At 57.1% G+C, this 17,705-nt stretch carries 9 protein-coding genes and 1 pseudogene; 7 read left to right on the top strand and 3 right to left on the bottom strand.

Annotated elements, in window-relative coordinates; all coding sequences use genetic code 11:
* The first annotated feature begins 739 nt into the window (after positions 1–739).
* The 6 genes and pseudogenes from I6F31_RS06170 to I6F31_RS06140 all read left to right on the top strand — a co-directional run bounded on the left by I6F31_RS06170 (position 740) and on the right by I6F31_RS06140 (position 10,016).
* Positions 740–1,309: a hypothetical protein gene (locus I6F31_RS06170; protein ID WP_225185094.1), complete on the top strand. Its 570-nt coding sequence runs from the start codon at positions 740–742 to the stop codon at positions 1,307–1,309.
* Positions 1,310–3,266: 1,957 nt separating this feature from the next.
* Entirely contained in the window at positions 3,267–4,163 is an 897-nt protein-coding gene (locus I6F31_RS06160; protein ID WP_225185093.1) for a TauD/TfdA family dioxygenase, read from the top strand.
* Positions 4,164–4,992: 829 nt separating this feature from the next.
* The gene (locus I6F31_RS06155) at positions 4,993–5,850 is read left to right on the top strand and encodes a MaoC/PaaZ C-terminal domain-containing protein (protein WP_225185092.1); all 858 of its coding nucleotides are present in this window, start codon (positions 4,993–4,995) and stop codon (positions 5,848–5,850) included.
* 994 nt (positions 5,851–6,844) lie between these two features.
* Positions 6,845–7,705, top strand: coding sequence for an acyl-CoA thioesterase II (locus I6F31_RS06150; protein WP_225185091.1), 861 nt, complete (start codon positions 6,845–6,847; stop codon positions 7,703–7,705).
* Positions 7,706–7,900: 195 nt separating this feature from the next.
* Positions 7,901–8,026: pseudogene (locus I6F31_RS06145) on the top strand (IS3 family transposase); the annotation flags it as partial.
* An 826-nt stretch (positions 8,027–8,852) separates the two neighbouring features.
* Complete coding sequence (locus I6F31_RS06140) at positions 8,853–10,016, top strand: M20 aminoacylase family protein (protein ID WP_225185090.1); 1,164 nt, start codon at positions 8,853–8,855, stop codon at positions 10,014–10,016.
* Between the two features lie 823 nt (positions 10,017–10,839).
* Here I6F31_RS06140 and I6F31_RS06135 read toward each other — a convergent pair.
* Together I6F31_RS06135 and I6F31_RS06130 are read right to left on the bottom strand one after the other, a co-directional pair.
* Positions 10,840–11,865 (bottom strand): cupin-like domain-containing protein, encoded by a 1,026-nt coding sequence (locus tag I6F31_RS06135; RefSeq protein ID WP_225185089.1) that lies wholly within the window; start codon positions 11,863–11,865, stop codon positions 10,840–10,842.
* Between the two features lie 51 nt (positions 11,866–11,916).
* Complete coding sequence (locus tag I6F31_RS06130) at positions 11,917–12,816, bottom strand: LysR substrate-binding domain-containing protein (protein ID WP_225185088.1); 900 nt, start codon at positions 12,814–12,816, stop codon at positions 11,917–11,919.
* Positions 12,817–14,269: 1,453 nt separating this feature from the next.
* On the opposite strand from I6F31_RS06130, the gene I6F31_RS06125 reads away from it, so the two are divergent.
* Complete coding sequence (locus I6F31_RS06125) at positions 14,270–14,974, top strand: hypothetical protein (protein ID WP_225185087.1); 705 nt, start codon at positions 14,270–14,272, stop codon at positions 14,972–14,974.
* Positions 14,975–16,555: 1,581 nt separating this feature from the next.
* On the opposite strand, the gene I6F31_RS06120 is transcribed toward I6F31_RS06125, so the two are convergent.
* Positions 16,556–17,494 carry a cyclase family protein gene (locus tag I6F31_RS06120; RefSeq protein ID WP_225185086.1) on the bottom strand — a complete coding sequence of 313 codons (939 nt, stop codon included), beginning with the start codon at positions 17,492–17,494 and terminating at the stop codon, positions 16,556–16,558.
* Positions 17,495–17,705 lie beyond the last annotated feature (211 nt).

Here is a 17,705-nt window from a genome sequence, read left to right as displayed (position 1 = left end):
CGCCCTTTAGCCCCGAGATAGACCCCCAATCCGTTGAGCAATAAAGGCCGGCGCTCTAGCCGCCGTGACCGACGGCGTCGCTGTCGATGCTGGTGTCGTTCTCAGGATGATAATCCGCTGTTGAGCGCGGCGATGCAGGGACAGGATTGAACGGCGGCGCAGGACGTGTTGTGCCAGTCGAAAGGACTATTCTATTTGGCATCTTCGTATGGAGTGACAGACATCAAGCTCGCGCCGGGACGAAAGGCAACATGGTTCTTCAGATTTGGTCTTTGACTGAGACCCTGCGCCTGAAGAGTGGAAGGCGTGCGGCCGGGTCCAGCTCCCGTCGTTACGCCGCGAGCCGAGTGCGGTCCGCAGCAGCACGGGACTGCCGACTCTGCAGCCAAGTTGCACAGCCGCGAGCCCGAGCGTGAGGTCGCGGAGCTTCAACAAAGTAGCAGATGCCTGAGCGATTCGCGTGGCGGCAAGCATAGAGGCTTTCATTTAGTGATGATGATCATCTGCGATCGGACCAAATCCGATCACGAGATGGAGGAGCGACGATGCGGGTTATTGCGTTATCGACGAATGAGTGAAGAAAAACTGCGCGAGATGGTGGATGGCAAGCGCGAAACACCGACATCGCGGGCCTTGGGCCTCTGCAACCGAAAATCTCTTGACCCTCCAACGGAATATGGTGATAAAAACGCGTCACTACCCTAGGTTAAGTTCTCGTTTTTTTATGGGGTGGTCGTTAGTGTATCCCTCGTTTGTTGCAGGTCGTGATCTGCGGATGCTTTCAATGAGAGCCGTACGAACCCTGGGATTCAAGCCTATTCTGGTCGCTCAAGACCATCCCCGCAGACAGTATGGGGAAATTGACGCAATTATTGTGCGCGAGCAGGTCTTTGCCTCGATGCGCAAGCATCGGGGCATTGTTGTTCTCTCAGTGGTCATCTCGACTTTGCTGTACATGCCCGATCAGATTGAGGAGCTCTACCGGATAGCCTCTGACGATAGGGGGCGGGTAACCATCAAGGAGTTGGTCGGCCTTGGTGTGATTGCGCTAGGGATCTGGGCGGCCGCATCTCAGCTTACCGCCGCAACCCTGCCTCATATCCCGCCCGATGCGGGCCACTTGGCCTTCTGTATTCAAGCTGCCGTTGAGCTCGGAGCTCTGCCGATCGTCGCCGTGACGGTCCGTCAACTCGCCTGGCGGCCGGCTGAAAAGATCAATGAGGTCGAGGAAGTCGAAGCGGCTTCCGCATTCAGGACCAAGCGCTCCCTTCGAGCGGACATGCTGTTCGTCCTTCGCTTGTCATGTTGATCCTGCTCACCTCGTTTGTCGGATTGCTTTTATCGAACGCTGTTTGAGCTGCTCAACCATCCGTCGGGCCTTGATCAGGAGTAGAGCCGTGATGTTCCTCGCTTCTGCTAACTCGGCCGAGAGCGGACATCTTCAGCCGCGAGCCCTGCTTGACGCCGAGAAGACCATAGAGGTATCGAACGACTTCTCCGAATGTGTCGGCCATTTTGCCATGACATTAGGGTGATGAATCGCGACAACGTTCATCGTATGCTTGCGATCTTAAGTGAAGTAGAAGGCCATTCTTTTCGTCAGCCACGGCGGTATTTATATCGTGAAACTCGCGCGTGCAGTGTGGTCATGGTACCGCTGGGAGGAGACCCTCTATGCTCGACTCGGAAACAACGGCCTGTCTCCGTCGAGTTCTGGATGAGGTCTGCAAGGGGCTGTCACGTCACGAGACCGGCACCCGAACGTATGTCGCCTCCAAACTTCTAGAAGCCGCCGCTCGAGGCGAGACGTCCGTCGAAGTTCTCCGGCAGGTCGGACAAAAAGCGCTAACCAGCGCTCCGTCAATGTGGCTTCAGCAAGGTCCTCGTCGACGTGCACCCGAAAACAGTGGTGCCGGTGAACCCGCCGATAGCTCAACCAAACAGGATTAAGCACGCCGATTTGGATGTCCATCACCAAGCTCCGGGGAGCTGGAGGCATTCAGGGGACGCGCCGCCGCGGAAGCTGATCTGAACGGCTAAGCGCGCGAGACCCAGCATGGGCCGCTGTAAACCGCCTTTACATTCAGGGTCCGGCCAGCGGGTCACGGCAAGCGGGATCACAGTGGGATCCGGCGATTGACCAAGCAATAAGGAACCTGGGCCGGTTGGTGCGCAAAGACGGCGACCAGCGAAAGTTCGAGTAAACTATTCTAGCTGAATAAGATGACACGGAAGGGCGCCGGAGGCTCGATGGCCCAGGCCTAACCGTGTCATGTCGACGGATTAGAACCGTTGAGCAATCTGTCGCGAACGCTGTAGGCGATGCGCTGTAGTGACTTCGGATCGGGTCGCGCTGCAAGCAGCCGACGCTTCGCCCGTCTTCTCGTCCTCTCCGTTCCGTGATCCGGGTTGAGTCATCGCAGAGCCTGCTGGCCGGCGGCGATCAAGTAGAGACTTCGCTCTCATCCTGTTTGTCGCATAGCCTGCGGCCTCCTGCAGCTTTAACGAACAAGACGGTTGTCTCGTCCGTCGCTTCCATACAACCGGCTCTGCGAGTGCAGATTTCGTAAATCGAGGGATTGAGTCCGTTGTTAAGCTGCAGCCGCGGTTGCAGCGTTTGGATTTTGCGCGGCTTTCCTGCTCGGCAAAAGAACAACCGAATAGACCGGCCGACGAGTCGACGGCGAGCATTGAACATCTTAGTCGCGAAGAAATGATTGGCGCACCCGTACAAATAGTTCTATTACCAATATACGATCTAAGGTAGCATAAGTGGCTTACGCAAGCGGGGCATTGTGCCCTAGCCGTTTCGTGGGCGCAGGCCCTGAGCCAGTTGGTTCTTCGTGGCGCGGATGAAGCCAAGTGGGTCGCGTGAGGTGACGACGCAACCGTTATTCGAGGATTTTCCAAAGACGAGTTCGGCGACGAGGCGAACGTTACTCAAGATCGAAAAGAAAGCTGCTTTCGTTTCATGGACGGGACATGGGCTGCATCTATAATTTGCACTACTGATCAGACTGCAAATCGACCTGGTGGCGTATACGCGAGTGTTCTTCGATTCGAACCGCACTGCCTGTGTCCGCACGCAGAGGGAGTTAGATCCTAAGATGATGGTGATCGTATCAAGCTTCAACCGATTCACTGTCCGATGTGGGTCACCCTCAGACAATTCGGATGCGTGTCATCAAGACGAACGTGTTGCGTTCGTCGCCACGCGTCACCACCCACGGAGCTTTGTTTAGGCATCCATAGAGAGAGGCCCCGTCATGACTGGCACTACGACCTTTGATAACGTCATTCCGCGAGCAGACATCGTCAAGCATGCGGACCGGCTTGGTGCCGAAATCAAGAACATTACGCTGTTGGACGATGTCTCTGACGAGATCGTCATAGCCATTCACCAGCTGCTGCTAGAGCATAAGGTCATCTTCTTCCGTGATCAGGGACATCTCGATGATGTCCAGCGACTGCGTTTTGTGCTCCGGCTCGGCTCGCTGATACCGAATCCCACAGTGCCGGACCCAAGGGGCGGCTTAACAATCCGCAAGACGCTCGGTGACCGCGCCTGCAGCCATGTCGACCAGACGAACGATGACGAGGTCTTCAGTGCTCGCCCAACAATATCAGTGCTGCGGGGGCCAGCGACCCCGCCTTTTGGTGCGGACATGGCTTGGTCGAGCACGACGGCCGCTTATCTTGACCTTCCCGATCCCCTGCGGATGCTTGCCGATAATCTTTGGGCTGTGCGCGGCGCCACATTCGATCACACTCCGATGGAGGGTGCCACCGAGGCCGACAAGCGGGCGTCGGACGACGCGTCCACCGGAACGATCTATGATACGACACATCCAATCGTTCGCGTTCATCCCGAGACCGGCGAACGCATGCTCTCGCTTGGTCGTTCAGTGCAGAACTTTATCGGCCTGCAGCGATATCCCAGCCAAAGACTATTCGAGCTGCTGAAGTCGTATCTTACCGCGCCGGAGAACACCCTGTGCTGGAAGTGGAAAACAGGCGACGTCGCAATCTGGGACAATCGCGCGACCGAGCGGTACACCATCGATAAAACTGGCAGTCCTCATAGGGCCATGAACCGGCTTCCGGTTGACGCCGGCTTACCCCACACAAAAAGGCTAAAATCACGGGCCGCTGTGGCTGCCTAGCAACGTCAGCAGTCCGGTTTCGCAAGATGCAGGCGGTCCAAGGCTAAGTTGCCGCCCGCAACGTCGAACGGGGGGCGTCCCGCCCCGGGCGGTTGAAACCGGCGCAGGGGATCTGCTTCTTTTCTGTCCATAATAATTGCTGAGATGCGCGAGCAGGCGGCGCCATTCTCGTCTTAGAGCCCCCGGCGCAGTGCGAGCCGATTGTTGCATCCTATCTATCCTGCCGAGAAGGCGGAGCGGATCGAGAGCGGCGAAGGTTGAGGGGCGCTATTCAGTTTAGAATTGGCCTCGCGACTGAAATACCGCTAATGGCTGCGATTTAGTTGGCTAAAGCACCGCTATGGGCGAGTAACAGTGCGGCCTCTCCTATTACTCTCACGATAGTCCTCACCACACTAGGTAGGGTACCGATCCTCTGTCGATGCTATATTGTACCATGAGCAGTTCCAAAGTAAGGCGTGAAAGGGAGCATCGCATTGTCAGGTTGCATTCCGATGAGAAACAGAATTTGCGATGCGTCGTCAACCAGCGTCTCAGCGGTATCGAGAAGATACATCATGCCTCATTACACGGGAAAGATAGAGATATTGGACTCAAGACGCGATGGCCGCCCGTATATGCGAAACAACAAGGCGCCCGATGAAATTGGAAAGAACTTCTCTCGACCGAACGGAGCGGCCGCTTGTCGGCCAGATAATCTGCCCGAACGATGAGATCTGCAGGCACTCCAGCGCACAAACTTGGCGCGAGTGCCGTGCGCTCCCGCCCCACGAAGCGCGTAAAGCTTGATCGTCGGCCGCACACCTCGTCTCAACCTAGAAAGGCTCAGATGCCGATCGATTATCCCGCTGCCCTGAACTTGAGAACCTGTGGAGTTCCCTATTCCTGGACTGACCGGGAGGTAATGCTCTATGCCATTGGGGTCGGCATGGGTTCAGATCCTTTGAAGGAAGAGGAGCTACAATTTGTCAACGAAGCATATGCAACTTCAAAACCATTAAAGGTGGTCCCGACGTTCGCGTCCGTCTGCGTTTGGGGGGCGCGCCCTGGAGTCATCGACCTCAATCGGCTCCTGGTCGTTGACGGCGAACGTGACATCACGTTTCACAAGCGGATGCCTGTCGCAGCAAACGTGACGGCGGACGCGCGCGTGAGGGGAATCTATGACAAGGGGAAGGAGAAAGGTGCGATCGTCCAAAATGAAGTGGTGGTCAGACAGGGCGGCGACAAGATCGTCACCATTGTTTCGTCGACCTTCGCGAGAGGCGACGGCGGCTTTGGCGGGCCATCTGCCGGAATGCCCGAACCGCACCAGGTGCCCCGCCGGGCACCAGACCGATCGGTCGATATCCCGACCCGACCTGATCAAGCCCTGATCTATCGTCTTTCCGGTGACCGAAATCCATTGCACAGTGATCCGGAGTTCGCCTGCCGAGCCGGTTTTTCACGACCAATCCTGCATGGAATGTGCACGTATGCGTTAACCTGCAGAGCCGTCCTGCAGAGCTACGCCGATTACGATCCGTCCGCTTTTCATCGTCACCGCGCCCGCTTTTCCGCGCCGGTATTCCCGGGAGAAGTTGTTACTGTCAATCTTTGGAGGGACGGCAATTCGATTTCATTCGAAGCCTGCGTACGAGAACGTCGGGTCACGGTCGTGAAGAATGGGCAGACGGTGCTACACTGAGCACGGTTCGGACCTTCCTTGTACCTATGCACGTGCGCGTCTGTATGAGATGGGCCGCGTGGGGCTGATTCAACGAATCTCAAGTGCGAGAGGCTCTTCAACTGCGGCCTTCAAGGCGCCATTTCGAATGATCGCTCCCTTTTTGGACTTCAAGAGGCAGAGCGGCGCGTGTTTCGACGCCACGACGTTGGCGGATCGAAGGCGACATATGCAGTCAGCTGACAGGGCAAAAGCCTAGCTACGTGTTCGGCGTGCGTGATTTTGCAGATTTTCCGGGTGGACGCCTGTCCACATTAAAGGCTGGTGCGAACTCACGCATCTGAATGGCAAAAACAAAGACCGCGCTGTCGCTTATGTCAGCATTGAGCTAGCAACGTCATCTGCTCTCTTTCGCGCCAACTATGTTCGAAGCACGATTGTCCATCGTGTCTTGGCAAGCGGCGTGCCGTAGGAGATGCGGGCGTCTAGAGCGCCAATAAATACGATCCTTGCTCTGTCAGGAATGCGCGCCTGCAGTTTTGGAGCGTTCTTAGTGGCGAAATGGTCGCATTCAGCATACCCGCCCCCCCCTTCAACCGCAGCCCGGTCTGCTGTTCTGGGAACAAGTTCGAAGAATGTGTCGCATAGCATTTTACGCTGGATCATATCCAGCTGTTCGATTCTCGACATGTGTCCGGAACCGAACGCCACAGTGCAACGAGTGTCGCGCGCACAAGAACCCCTCATTATGTATCCTCGCTGGAGTCGGCAGGGGAGCGGGGCGGCACACCGATTGCTTGAGCCTTGACGATCGTCACAGCCGCTGAATCCTCGAAAGATGCGCGGCGTGGATTGTCGAAGATATGCGGGTGCTTGTTAGCCCGGAAGAAGTTCGATTTCGGAATACAGAACCACGGTTTCTTCGTGCCGAGAATGCTTCATCTCGATCTTCAAGACGCTGGGCTCATGATCGTACCCTTCCAGCGATGACACTGAATTAGCTTAGAGCTCTTGAATGCAAAAAAGTCGGATCGACCTTGCAGCCATCCTCGACGTCGACTTCATCGGCAGCGACCTATTTCGCGGCAACAGTCCGAACGTCTCCAACGAACGGGTCTTCGGCGGCCAAGTCGTCGGACAGGCGATGTTGGCCGCATGTCGCACAGTAGAAGCCCGGCTGCCGCATTCGCTCCATTGCTACTTCATCCACACCGGCGATCCTCAGGTACCTTTGATATACAAGGTAGAGCGCCTGCGAGACGGTAAAAGCTATTCGACCCGGCGTGTGACGGCAATGCAGCATAGCAACCCAATATCCTCGATTATGGCGTCCTTTCATAAGCGTGAGGAAGGCACGTTCGACCACCAGGATAAAATGCCGGAGGTGCCGGGGCCTGAGCATTTCACAGCCAAAGAGTTGTCAAAGAAAGCAGTATATCCCCACCTACCCGAAATTGTTCGGCGCTACTATGAACCCGATCGTCCGGTCGAGCTTCGCCCAGTCGAGATCGACCGCTATGTTGGCCAAAAGATCGAGGACGGAAAGCTTCATATGTGGATGAAGGCTGCGACAAAGCTGCCCGATGATCCGGCGCTGCACATATGCGCGCTAGCCTATGCCTCCGATCTATCGCTGCTGGATGCCGTGATGGGACGCTATGGGCGCACGCTGTTCGATGGACGCATCTTGTCCGGAAGCCTTGACCATGCAATGTGGTTTCACCGCCCGTTCCGTGCCGACGATTGGCTACTCTATGCCAAGGAATCGCCGAGCGCGCAGAGCGGACGTGGCTTTACCCGTGGCCTGATCTTTCGGCGCGACGGCACGCTTGTGGCTTCGGTCGCCCAAGAGGGCTCGGTGCGCGAGCGACGCTGAGCTTACGCAGCACGGGCAACTTGTGGCTTGGGTGAGTCAGCGGCAGACAGCCCGTCCAGCTTGCTTTGCATGCCGCGGTGCTAGTACTCCAGTTGTTTTATAGACCGTCCGCTCGGTCAACCCACTCTCAGCAGCTAGTTCCCGGCATGCCTCTACGCGTCCCCTCATCGTACGGAAGCGCCGTCGCGGTGGCTCACCAGCGACCCGTTCACCGGCGTGCTCCGGATCTCCATGCACGGACGCGGCCGCTGAATGGACAAGGTCTTCATCGAACGTGTCTGGCGATCGCTCAAGTCCGAGGACATCTACCTGAAGGGATACGCCGACGGCTGCGAGGACAAGGACGGAATCGCAGCTGGATTGCCTTCTACAACGAGCATCGCCTTCGACAGGCGCTCGGCTATCGCAGGCCGATCGCGTATGGCGCGTGGCAAGTGGGACGCCCCGTGTGGAGACGATGGACAAGGCCGCCGGGTTGCCCACATGCCTATAGCGGCAACAGACGATAACCTTTACGGCCTCTAGTAGGAGAAGGAGCGGTCAGCTTCTACCCAAGAAACCGTTCAAGCGGTCCGCTGTGCGGGTTTTCTACTACTAAACCCAGCAGTTGATATGTCCGTCACGGAACGCTTCAGTATTCGCTGCACGGAGCTTGAGCGGCCGGGGCACAGACTGGCTTTGTCAGATCGCTGAGCTTTTGACGAGAACGCGTGCTCGCCACACGAAAGCGCAGGCGCGGCATCGCCACAAAGATGGAGATTTCAACATATGCTCACAACGGTGGGTTCGGAGATCCCTCGGGCGTGGCTTCCACTTCCAAAGTCGGAGTAGGATGCCAGCAGCAGAAGGTGCTGGAGGCGGTCGCGCGCGCCCGAACTTAATGCAAGCTTGGTACCGCTCCCGGCACCCGAGCTATCTTACCGGCTATCCTCGATTTGGTGGGGAGGGGCTCATTCCGGTCGATTCTAGCACCGGGGCGTGCGCGAGCAATCTGTTACTCTCTTAGTCGGTGATCGAACGAAGATGCCGCCCGACGCTTCACGCATCCAAGAGGTTGAAGCCCAGGATGATTGAATGGGTGGTGTGAGGCGCGGTTACGCTGCAGGGCTGGTCCGTAGCGCCGTGCTCGATAATAGGTGGGATCCACATGAATGGCGTTGAAGCGTTTCGAAATCTGCAGGCCGAGGCAGCTGCTTGGCGTCACTATCTTCATGAAAATCCCGAGCTGGACTACCGGCTTTACAATACGGCTAGATTTTTAGCCGAGAAGCTAGAGTCTTTCGGTGTTGATCATGTCGAAATGGGGATAGCCGAAACTGGTATCGTCGGCTTGATCAGCGGCAAATGCGGAGGCGGGCCAACGATCGCACTGCGTGCGGATATGGATGCGCTGCCGATACTTGAACAGTCAGAGAAGCTCTGGTCATCGAAAGTATCGGGCAAGATGCATGCATGTGGGCATGATGGTCACATGGCCATGCTGTTGGGCGCCGCGAAATACCTCGCGGCTACCCGGCGCTTCAGGGGGGCCGTCGCCCTGATCTTCCAGCCCGCTGAAGAAGATGGAGTGGGCGGCAAAAGGATGGTCCAGGCAGGCATCATGGACCGTTTCTCAATAACCAAGGTGTTCGGATTGCACAATGTGCCAGGAATTGAAGTTGGCAAGTTCGGTATCTGCCATGGGCCAATCATGGCCGCTCTGGACGAGTTCGACCTCATCGTAAAGGGGAGGGGCGGCCATGCCGCGAAACCACACGAGGCAATTGATCCAGTTGTCATTGCAGCACAGATCATCGTCGGCCTGCAAACCTTGGTTTCTCGCTACACGAATCCAATCGAGGCGCTGGTGATCTCCGTCACCAAACTCAGTGCAGCTCGGGCTTACAACGTCATTCCTGACCAAGTAGAAATGGCAGGCAGTGTCAGGACTCTTGCTCCCGACCTGCGCGACTTCGCGGAACGGCAGATTCTGTCGTCCGCTCGAGGCATTGCGCGCGGATTTGGCGCAGACGTCGAATTCAGGTACTGCCGATCCGGCCCGGTCACCATCAATCATTCGGAGGAAACAGATCTGGCGATCAAGGCAGCACGTAATCTTGTCGGACCGACTTCAGTAGATGACAAGATCTTGCCGCGGATGGGATCCGAGGATTTCGCTTACATGCTTGAGGCACGGCCGGGTGCGATCATCTTTCTTGGCAACGGATCGACGGCTAGTTTGCACCACCCGGCATATGATTTCAATGACGACATCTTGCCATATGGCATCGGCTATTGGGTGAACCTGGTCGAGACGGTGCTGGCCGTCTGAACGTTCGACTTCGCTGGCAATGCCACGTCTCCATCCTCTGAACGGAGTCTACAGCGATAGTACGCTTGGAAATGCGCCTGCAACGACGTCCTGAGGCCATCCTCAAAATCTTGGAAGGCGAGTGCGCGTGACCGCCGGACATCAAGCTGGGGCCGTCTTGATGCTCAGCGGTTAGGACCATCTTTCGATATAGAAAGCCCGCGCAAGGTTTACAATATTGGTTAGAAGAATCATCGAGGGGGGTGGCTTGCGAGCACTCGGGCGCTCCAAGAGAGGCCGGCTCGAGACCCGCTGGTCACCATCCATTGTGCCGCACGTCTGTGCGTACGACGATGGAAGGGGCGTCCGAGAAGCGTCACGTTCGGGCGATCAAGCTCGAGATTCCGATCGACGAACCCAGCCGCGCGAATGTCGTCTGCGAAGCGGCGAAAGCAGCAGAGGCACGATAGCTCATAGACCTATCCCCGCCATGCGAGCATTGCAGCCGGATTTCAGTCAGACCCGTCAGATGCGGCCGCTGGGTGCAATGACCTCTGCTCCATGAACAAGCGCAGAAACTTCGCGCCGAATACACCGCTGTTTCCCATACACACATCGTGCCAGGAATAGGCATGAGAGTGTTCAGGCGGGGTGAGCGTAGTTCCCCGGCAGTATTCTACCAGCCGAGCACGCCACAGCATCTTACGTCGGCGGGATGCAATCTAGGGCGGAAGTTTTGTTGCCCGAAATACGCGCCTCACGTATCGCTTCGCCTCAGCTCGTCCGACCTGAAAACCCGCGTTCTTCAAGGCCGAGGTGACGCTCTTGCCCGCAACTCGCCTCGTCAACTTACATAGCTCAAATAGGGCCGGTACAATGGAAACGTGATGGCTTCGGGTATCTTGGCGATGACGGCCAATGCTGTGATCGCATTGTAGTATTTGACTTCTGTCGGGATTTCGTCGGGGGGCTGCGCTAATGCGTTCAATACGCTCCGCTCATTGTGCCAATCGATGTTGAAGGAAATCGAGGCCGATAAGCTACGGACGTGGTGGAGGGTACCAGGTGGCATATAGAGCATATCGCCGGCACTTACGGTGATTACGGCGGGCGTTGCATCCCGGTACTGCGGAAAGCGCACGTAGTCCGGTTGCTCCGGGTCCACATCAAACCATCTCCAACCGCGGCGTCCACACAGATCGGCTTGGGTCGAAGGTATGATTGTGAACGTCTTCGTGCCGTAGATCTGGAAGAAGAGGTTGTGACTAAGTAGGCTGTCGAAATGAAGCGGCGTAATCGTGCCTGCTGGGCCCATGAAGAACTGCGAATACCGCCACCAATGCTGACGATACCAGGGACTAAGAAGCTCTGCGGGAAAGGGCTGACAATCTGCCGCCAGCGTTTCCACTAAGCCCAGCAATGGAATGTCGTGGCAATACGGAATTGCCCCCGCAACCGACGAGACTCCATCCGCGCGCGGCGGCTGCTCCATTAAGAATCGCACGTATTCTGCGAGGCGCCAAGACGAGACTTTGATGTCGCCACTGTTCAGCGTCTTGACGGGCACAGTAAGCGATCCGGCGACCTGATCAAAATACTGAGGGGACCAGCGCCGGCACGCCGTCCAAGTCGCGCAACCGCCACGTAGGAGAACTGGCCGCATTGCATCCCGGTAATTCGTCGCAAAGTCCGACTCAGTAAGCTGCGCTAAAATAGCAACCGATGTTGAGCCCGAGGCTCCTAACACCGACGAAGATCGATCCGGTGACGCTTGAGTTGATGCTTCTTTCATGTTCACCACTTTTCTATGCGCCTCATCATGATCAGAGTGAACCGCAACCTTCAGCTGAAGGTAGCTAATCTCGCTCATCGATAAAAATCAAAAGCACTTATGGGAACATACGTCTCGCTAATGGCCAAGCTATTCGGCCGCCGCCCCCGCCGTCTGCAAGGTTTCAGACGACGGTGTCGACCTCCTTAACGATAAGCGAATGTGCTCCGCGAGCATTGCTGCGGGACGAGGCTGATGGCCTGGAGCGCGATACAGAACAAGGTCAATAGTAGGGAGTGATGGGAGCCCCTCCGCCTTCATAAGCTGGCGCACACCGGCTGGAACGACAGACTCCTCCGCCACCGAGACAGCCACCCCGACCGACACTGCAGTGACAATGGGAGCCATGGTGCCGCTCGACAAGACAATTTTAAACCTTCGGTCGGCCTCCTTGAGTGCCCGCAGAGTGATCTCACGACGAAGGCAACCACTAGAAAAGAGCGCTAGCGGCAATACATCGTACCTGTGCGGCGAGTTTTGCTTCGACGTAATCCAATGGAGTTTCTCTCGTCGGAGCAGCTCGCCGTCACTGGTCTCCGAATGCCGGACCACTAAGGCGAGGTCCACTCTTCCCTCCCGAACTTCCCGAACCAAATTGAGTCGATTCTCGACAACGATATCCAGTTGTACATTTGGACAAAACTTATTGAACAACAGCAATACGTGGGGCAAAAGAATGCGAGCGCAGTCGTCCGATGCGCCGATGCGCACTACGTCGTCCGACGGAGAAACGGAGAGCTTGGCGAGGGCTTCGTCATTTAGAAGCAGTATCCGGCGGGCGTAATGGATCAGCAGCTCGCCCGCGGTGGTGAGCTGAGTGCCGCATGGACCTCGCACAAAGAGCGGCTTTCCGATGCGCTCTTCTAGTCGCTTGATCTGCATGCTGATCGCCGCCTGGGTGCGGAACAGCCGTTCGCTCGCTTTCGTGAAGCTGCTGGTCTCTGCGACCATGACGAAGGCCCGCAGAAGGCCCGGGTCTAAATGCTGCACTTGCGTTTCCAGGCTAACAAAGAGAGGACAAGCCTCAGGAAATAAGAGTATATCGTGCACGTCGGCGGCTGCCGACGCCCAGCTTGGGGAAGGTGACAAAGTGTTCCGTCTCATGATTTGCGAACCCGACGGCGCGGATCAAATGCTGCGGCTCGTCAGATCTTTTACAAAGGCTTGAAGGCCGTGCATGGAATAACTCGCGCGGCAGGAGTGCGGATCGGCGCGATCACAGACCTCCGGCGCATGAGGCCACTGATCATTGTCGGGTTTCCGACACAAATACATGGCGCCAGGGTACAAGATCACCGGTCGATGCTTTTGCGTACCAGCTCTTTTCCAGCAAGAAAGAAAGTTCAAGGCGGTTGACCGGTTCGCGTCTGCTGCTGCTGCTGCTGCTGAGCAGCAACAACATTGGGCAGAGTGGGGGCTCCAATGCCTTGAACTGTTCCGCGGCTTTCTCACAAGCAGGGCTGTCCCAATGCTCGGCTCAAGAGCTACGGGCTCGGGCAAAGCGTGAGAGCCTGTGACGGCTCCCAAGATCGATAACTCGCGGGCAGCTTACGTTGGTTGCACATTCAGTGTTGAAGCTCGGGCTCTGAGAGCCGCTCAGCGAAACGCACCGCTCATCGAAACACCGAGAGGGTCTCCAGATGATGGCGGGAAGCGGAGGTGCTGCCGGATTCCTGGACTATCAGCCCTAGTAGCTTCGTTGTTCTGTTTTCTCGGGTAAGTAGGCGGAGCCATTCCGGCAGGTGCGTGTCCCAACATAAATTCGCCCCGAAATGAACCCTGCCAAACGGGCACTCCCCTGGTGCTACCTGCGAATGAGAGTGCCCTTAGAGGAGTTCTAGAATGAATAGATGCATTCGCATCTTATGTCTAACGTTCGTAGCGTTGGGGGCATGACGAACTCGATCGTGCCACCAGCACCTTAAACAATGCACAACTGGAGCAAGCAACTGGTGGTCGCCCAAGCATCTAAAGCGCAAGCCATCTCGCCTCTTGGGTCAGGGAGCGAACCGGCTCGTTAAGCACCGCGGAGATCATCTCAGTCGTACAACGTGTGATCACCAGCCTGCGCACCAGGCCAAGATTTCAGTATCGAGAGCTTAGGAGATCAATGCGCTGTTCGTGATCCCGGTCTCAAGAAGCCCAAAGATGGCGTTTCTGGACAATCTGGCGGCACATCTCACCAGAGGAGGGCCCGGGCATCTATTACGCAGATGCGCAAAATGCGTCACCATTTGTCGATGCTATTTTTGGCAACCTGGTTGATCCGGTCTGCGGATTGAGGCTGACGCGTTGAAGCGCTCGCGGGCTTCACTATGTTTGTTGCATTCAGCTGGTCCGGTGCACTTTCAGGCTCATGTTTGGCGTGTTCTCTGTTGCTCTGGTATGTGATTGAGCTCGGTGGAACACTATCATCATAGACCTACGCCCTTCGGAGACTTTAGTGGCGCAGACCCAACGCTTTCTCGGGGTCCTAAAACTCGAAATCGGACTGACGCGGGGGGCCACCCCGCCGGTCCCGCGGCCGGGTTCGCTGCTGCATCCGACCACCTTCGACTTCCCAGTCATCACGGAAACTGTCGCGGGAGCTTGGGCGGATGCTGTCATCCACGGCGATCCATCGCTCGAGCAGGCTTACATCGCAGCCGCCCAGCGCCTGATCGGACGAGGCGCTGTCGCAATAAGCTCAAACTGCGGTTTCTCTATTCGGCATCAGGGGGCAGTTGCCGCGTCGGTGAATGTCCCTGTGGTGATGTCGAGCCTGCTGCTTGTGCCGGCATTGCTCCGGCAACTGCCGCCCGCCGCAAAGCTCGCGGTGCTGACCGCTGACTCGAGGCATTGCGGCGAAGATCTGCTGGGGATCAGTGACCCGGGCGAGCGGATGAGGGTGGTTGTCGGAGGCGTCGAAGGTGGCAAGTTGTGGCAGAACGAGATGAAACGCCCGCCATCGCCGACCGATGTCACCGATATTCAGGCGGATGTCGCTGCCTGCATTGCGCGACTTCGTGCTGCGCATCCCGAGATCGCAGTTCTCCTTTTTGAATGTACAGCGTTTCCGTTAGTAACGGCAGCAACCCGCCATATCACAAAGCTACCCATTTACGACATCATAACTCTCTGCCGGATGACGATGGCGTCCGTCGCCTGAGGCGTTTTACGTGTCACCCAAACAACGCGATACGTTGGCGCGTTATGGCCCCATACCGTTCGCCAGAGGCGTGATGTTGGGAAGGTTGGATGTGGCCAGTGACGCGCGCTTCACGAAACTCACAACTAGTCCTCTTCTCGTTGACGGCCTGGGTCGGAGCTGTCGGACGGCGGACGCACGGCTCAGGCGACTTATGCATCATCCTGAGTTAAGCCGCGGTTGCGGCAACCTTAATGCCATCGTCCGAGAGTGGGCGGGCGAGCTTGCGCGCAAGCGCCGTCTCAACTCTGGCAGGTTCCGAATCGAAATTGCCGCTTAGAATGTGACTGCGATCAAATCGAGTGGCAATCCAAGGTTTTAGCGTGCCGGCAAGCCGACGGCCGCGGCTGCGACTCACGGCCGACGAGGTCCATACGACCGGATGGTGGTCGTGAGCATCGAAATCCACTGAGCTGCGCTTGGGCATGGACAAACTGTCCACCTGGACAGACCCACTAATGGGCATGCCGATGTTCGGGCTTCGGTTCAGAGGAATCCATCATGATGCGCGCTGCTCGGAAGTAGTGGAGCACGGAGGCTCGCTTGTCAGCGGCTTTGCACCAACTCGGCGAACTGAGGGGGCCGACCATAAGACGCCTGCTGCATGGGACTGAACAACGGTGTCCTGCCGCCCAACACAGAGCGCAAGACAGTGATGGATTTGCCATTTTCTCAAGAGTGGCAGGCCATAAAGTCATCGATCTTACACATCGGGTAGGCCGATGCTCTGCCGTTCCGCAAGCGTTTGTGGGGTGGGGAGCTCTGAAGTCCATAGAGGATCGGCAGCAGGTGGATCGGCGAGGTAGAGCGGATCCAATCAGCTTCGGCCGCACCACGGTCTCTGACTTTGGGCTGGCCGACCACGGTCGCGCCGATGCCCGGAGCAATCTTACGCGCAGGGCCAAAGCCGTGCCGCACCACCTGGGCACGGCCATCCGGCAGCTTCAGCTCTGCTCGTCTCCAGAAATGCCTGCAGCTCGATCTCGAACGCCCGAGCAAGCAGCTCACCGGCTCCGTTCCATAGAATTTCTGTCAGTCGATCGTCAATTGTAGACGGCTGACGGAAGGCGAGGAAGTTGGTAGACTTGTTCGTTGGGAGTCTTCCCATGGCGTTTCGCTTTCCGTGAGAGGTTCTGGCAGACTCGACACCCGGCTCGATACGCCGCGTCGCCCGCCTAGCTCAGCTTGCGTCCGTGTCTATGCCACTTCCCTGATCACAGCTAGTTTCCGGCAAAATCCGTAAGAAGAGCGATCTCTCTCATCACCGAAATGCAATCGGCCAATCTTTGACGGCCATTTCTCGTTGCGGGTGTTTCCTACCAGAGATTCCGACGCGCGACGAGGCCGAGGTTCTCGCTGCACATTTCGGCAAGACATCCGGTTGGCATCTTCAGGGCCTTGCGCGAGCTGCGAGAGGGTCCCTGCTAATTCTGGACCCACGTGGGCCTGCGGAAAGGGGCACGACTAAGCGCCGGGTCGAACGTGAACCTTCTGAGCGTCGACTTCGAAAGGCCTGCCAGCCCGTCGGATCTTACGTGCAGCCTATTTCAACGCCTGCGGGTTGACGGGCGAACCAAAGCCACCAGTCACCTCCAGAGGTGGAGCTGCGAGCAGGAAGCTGTAGCGGCCGTCGGCAGCGCAGTCGGCAGCGAGCGCCTCAAGATTGAACATCTCGCCCAACGGCAAGCCCATGTCTCTTAGCGCCAGCATGTGGAAAGGAAGGGGCATTTCCGAACGCGTGCTCTCGGCGTCTAATATCTCCACCGCCATGTTATCGGCAGCTACGGCTGCTAGCGATTTCTCATAAGCCCATTCGGCGCAAGTATAGCTGAGGCCCGGCTGCATGCCCATAAAGCTCTCCCGGTCCCCGTCGGCGGTGAACCGAAGCATGTGGCCGGTATGTACCAACAGAATGTCGCCCGTGCCCACGCTTGCGCCTTGTTTCTCGCATGCGGCGTTCAAATCATCAACTGTGATCGCGTAGTCAAGCGGCAACCGCTCAACCCCCTTTAGCCGCGCGACGTCGACGAGTACGCCTCGCGAAACAATACCAGGTGCTGCCAAATGGTTGATGCCCATCTTTAGCGCACCATTTTCCGTGAGACATTCGCGAGCGTTGCACCCATTGTAGAGCTGGCCGTCATAGTGGACGTGACCGAGGGCGTCCCATTGTGTGGAACACTGCAGCGGCATGTGGATGACGTCGTCGGAGAAACAGACACCTGGCGCTGCTCCGGGGCCCATCGGTGTAAAAAGGTCTGTTGCGTAGACCATCGGGTTGAACCGCTTGCGTCCCAATTGGGGTCCATTGCGATCGAACCGCAGGCCGAGGTTGAAGAGTTTGCCGTGGCGCACCTCGGCGGCTGCGTTCCTCAACGTTTCGGGTCCGATGTGATTAAGTGCACCCCGCTGGTCCGCTTCGCCCCATCGCCCCCAGTTGCGCAGCTTATCGGCGAGATGATCGAAATTGACCGGCCGCATTGAGAAGCTCCTGTTCTGGTCATCAACTTGGGAAGCGTCAGATGATCTGGCAAAATGCCCATCTCAACAAGAGCTCGTTCATCGAAGGCCCGCTGCGAACAAACCACTTCCCATGCAGACATGCTCTGCTCAAAGCACGCTATCCGTTACCGAGGCACCGAGCTGTTCAAATCGATGATGCTAACAAGAAAAATCTGCGCCAAAGCAGGGG

Source organism: Bradyrhizobium sp. NBAIM01 (assembly GCF_020194115.1).
In the GTDB taxonomy this organism is placed as follows: domain Bacteria; phylum Pseudomonadota; class Alphaproteobacteria; order Rhizobiales; family Xanthobacteraceae; genus Bradyrhizobium; species Bradyrhizobium yuanmingense.
This window is presented reverse-complemented; position numbering and strand designations above follow the sequence as displayed.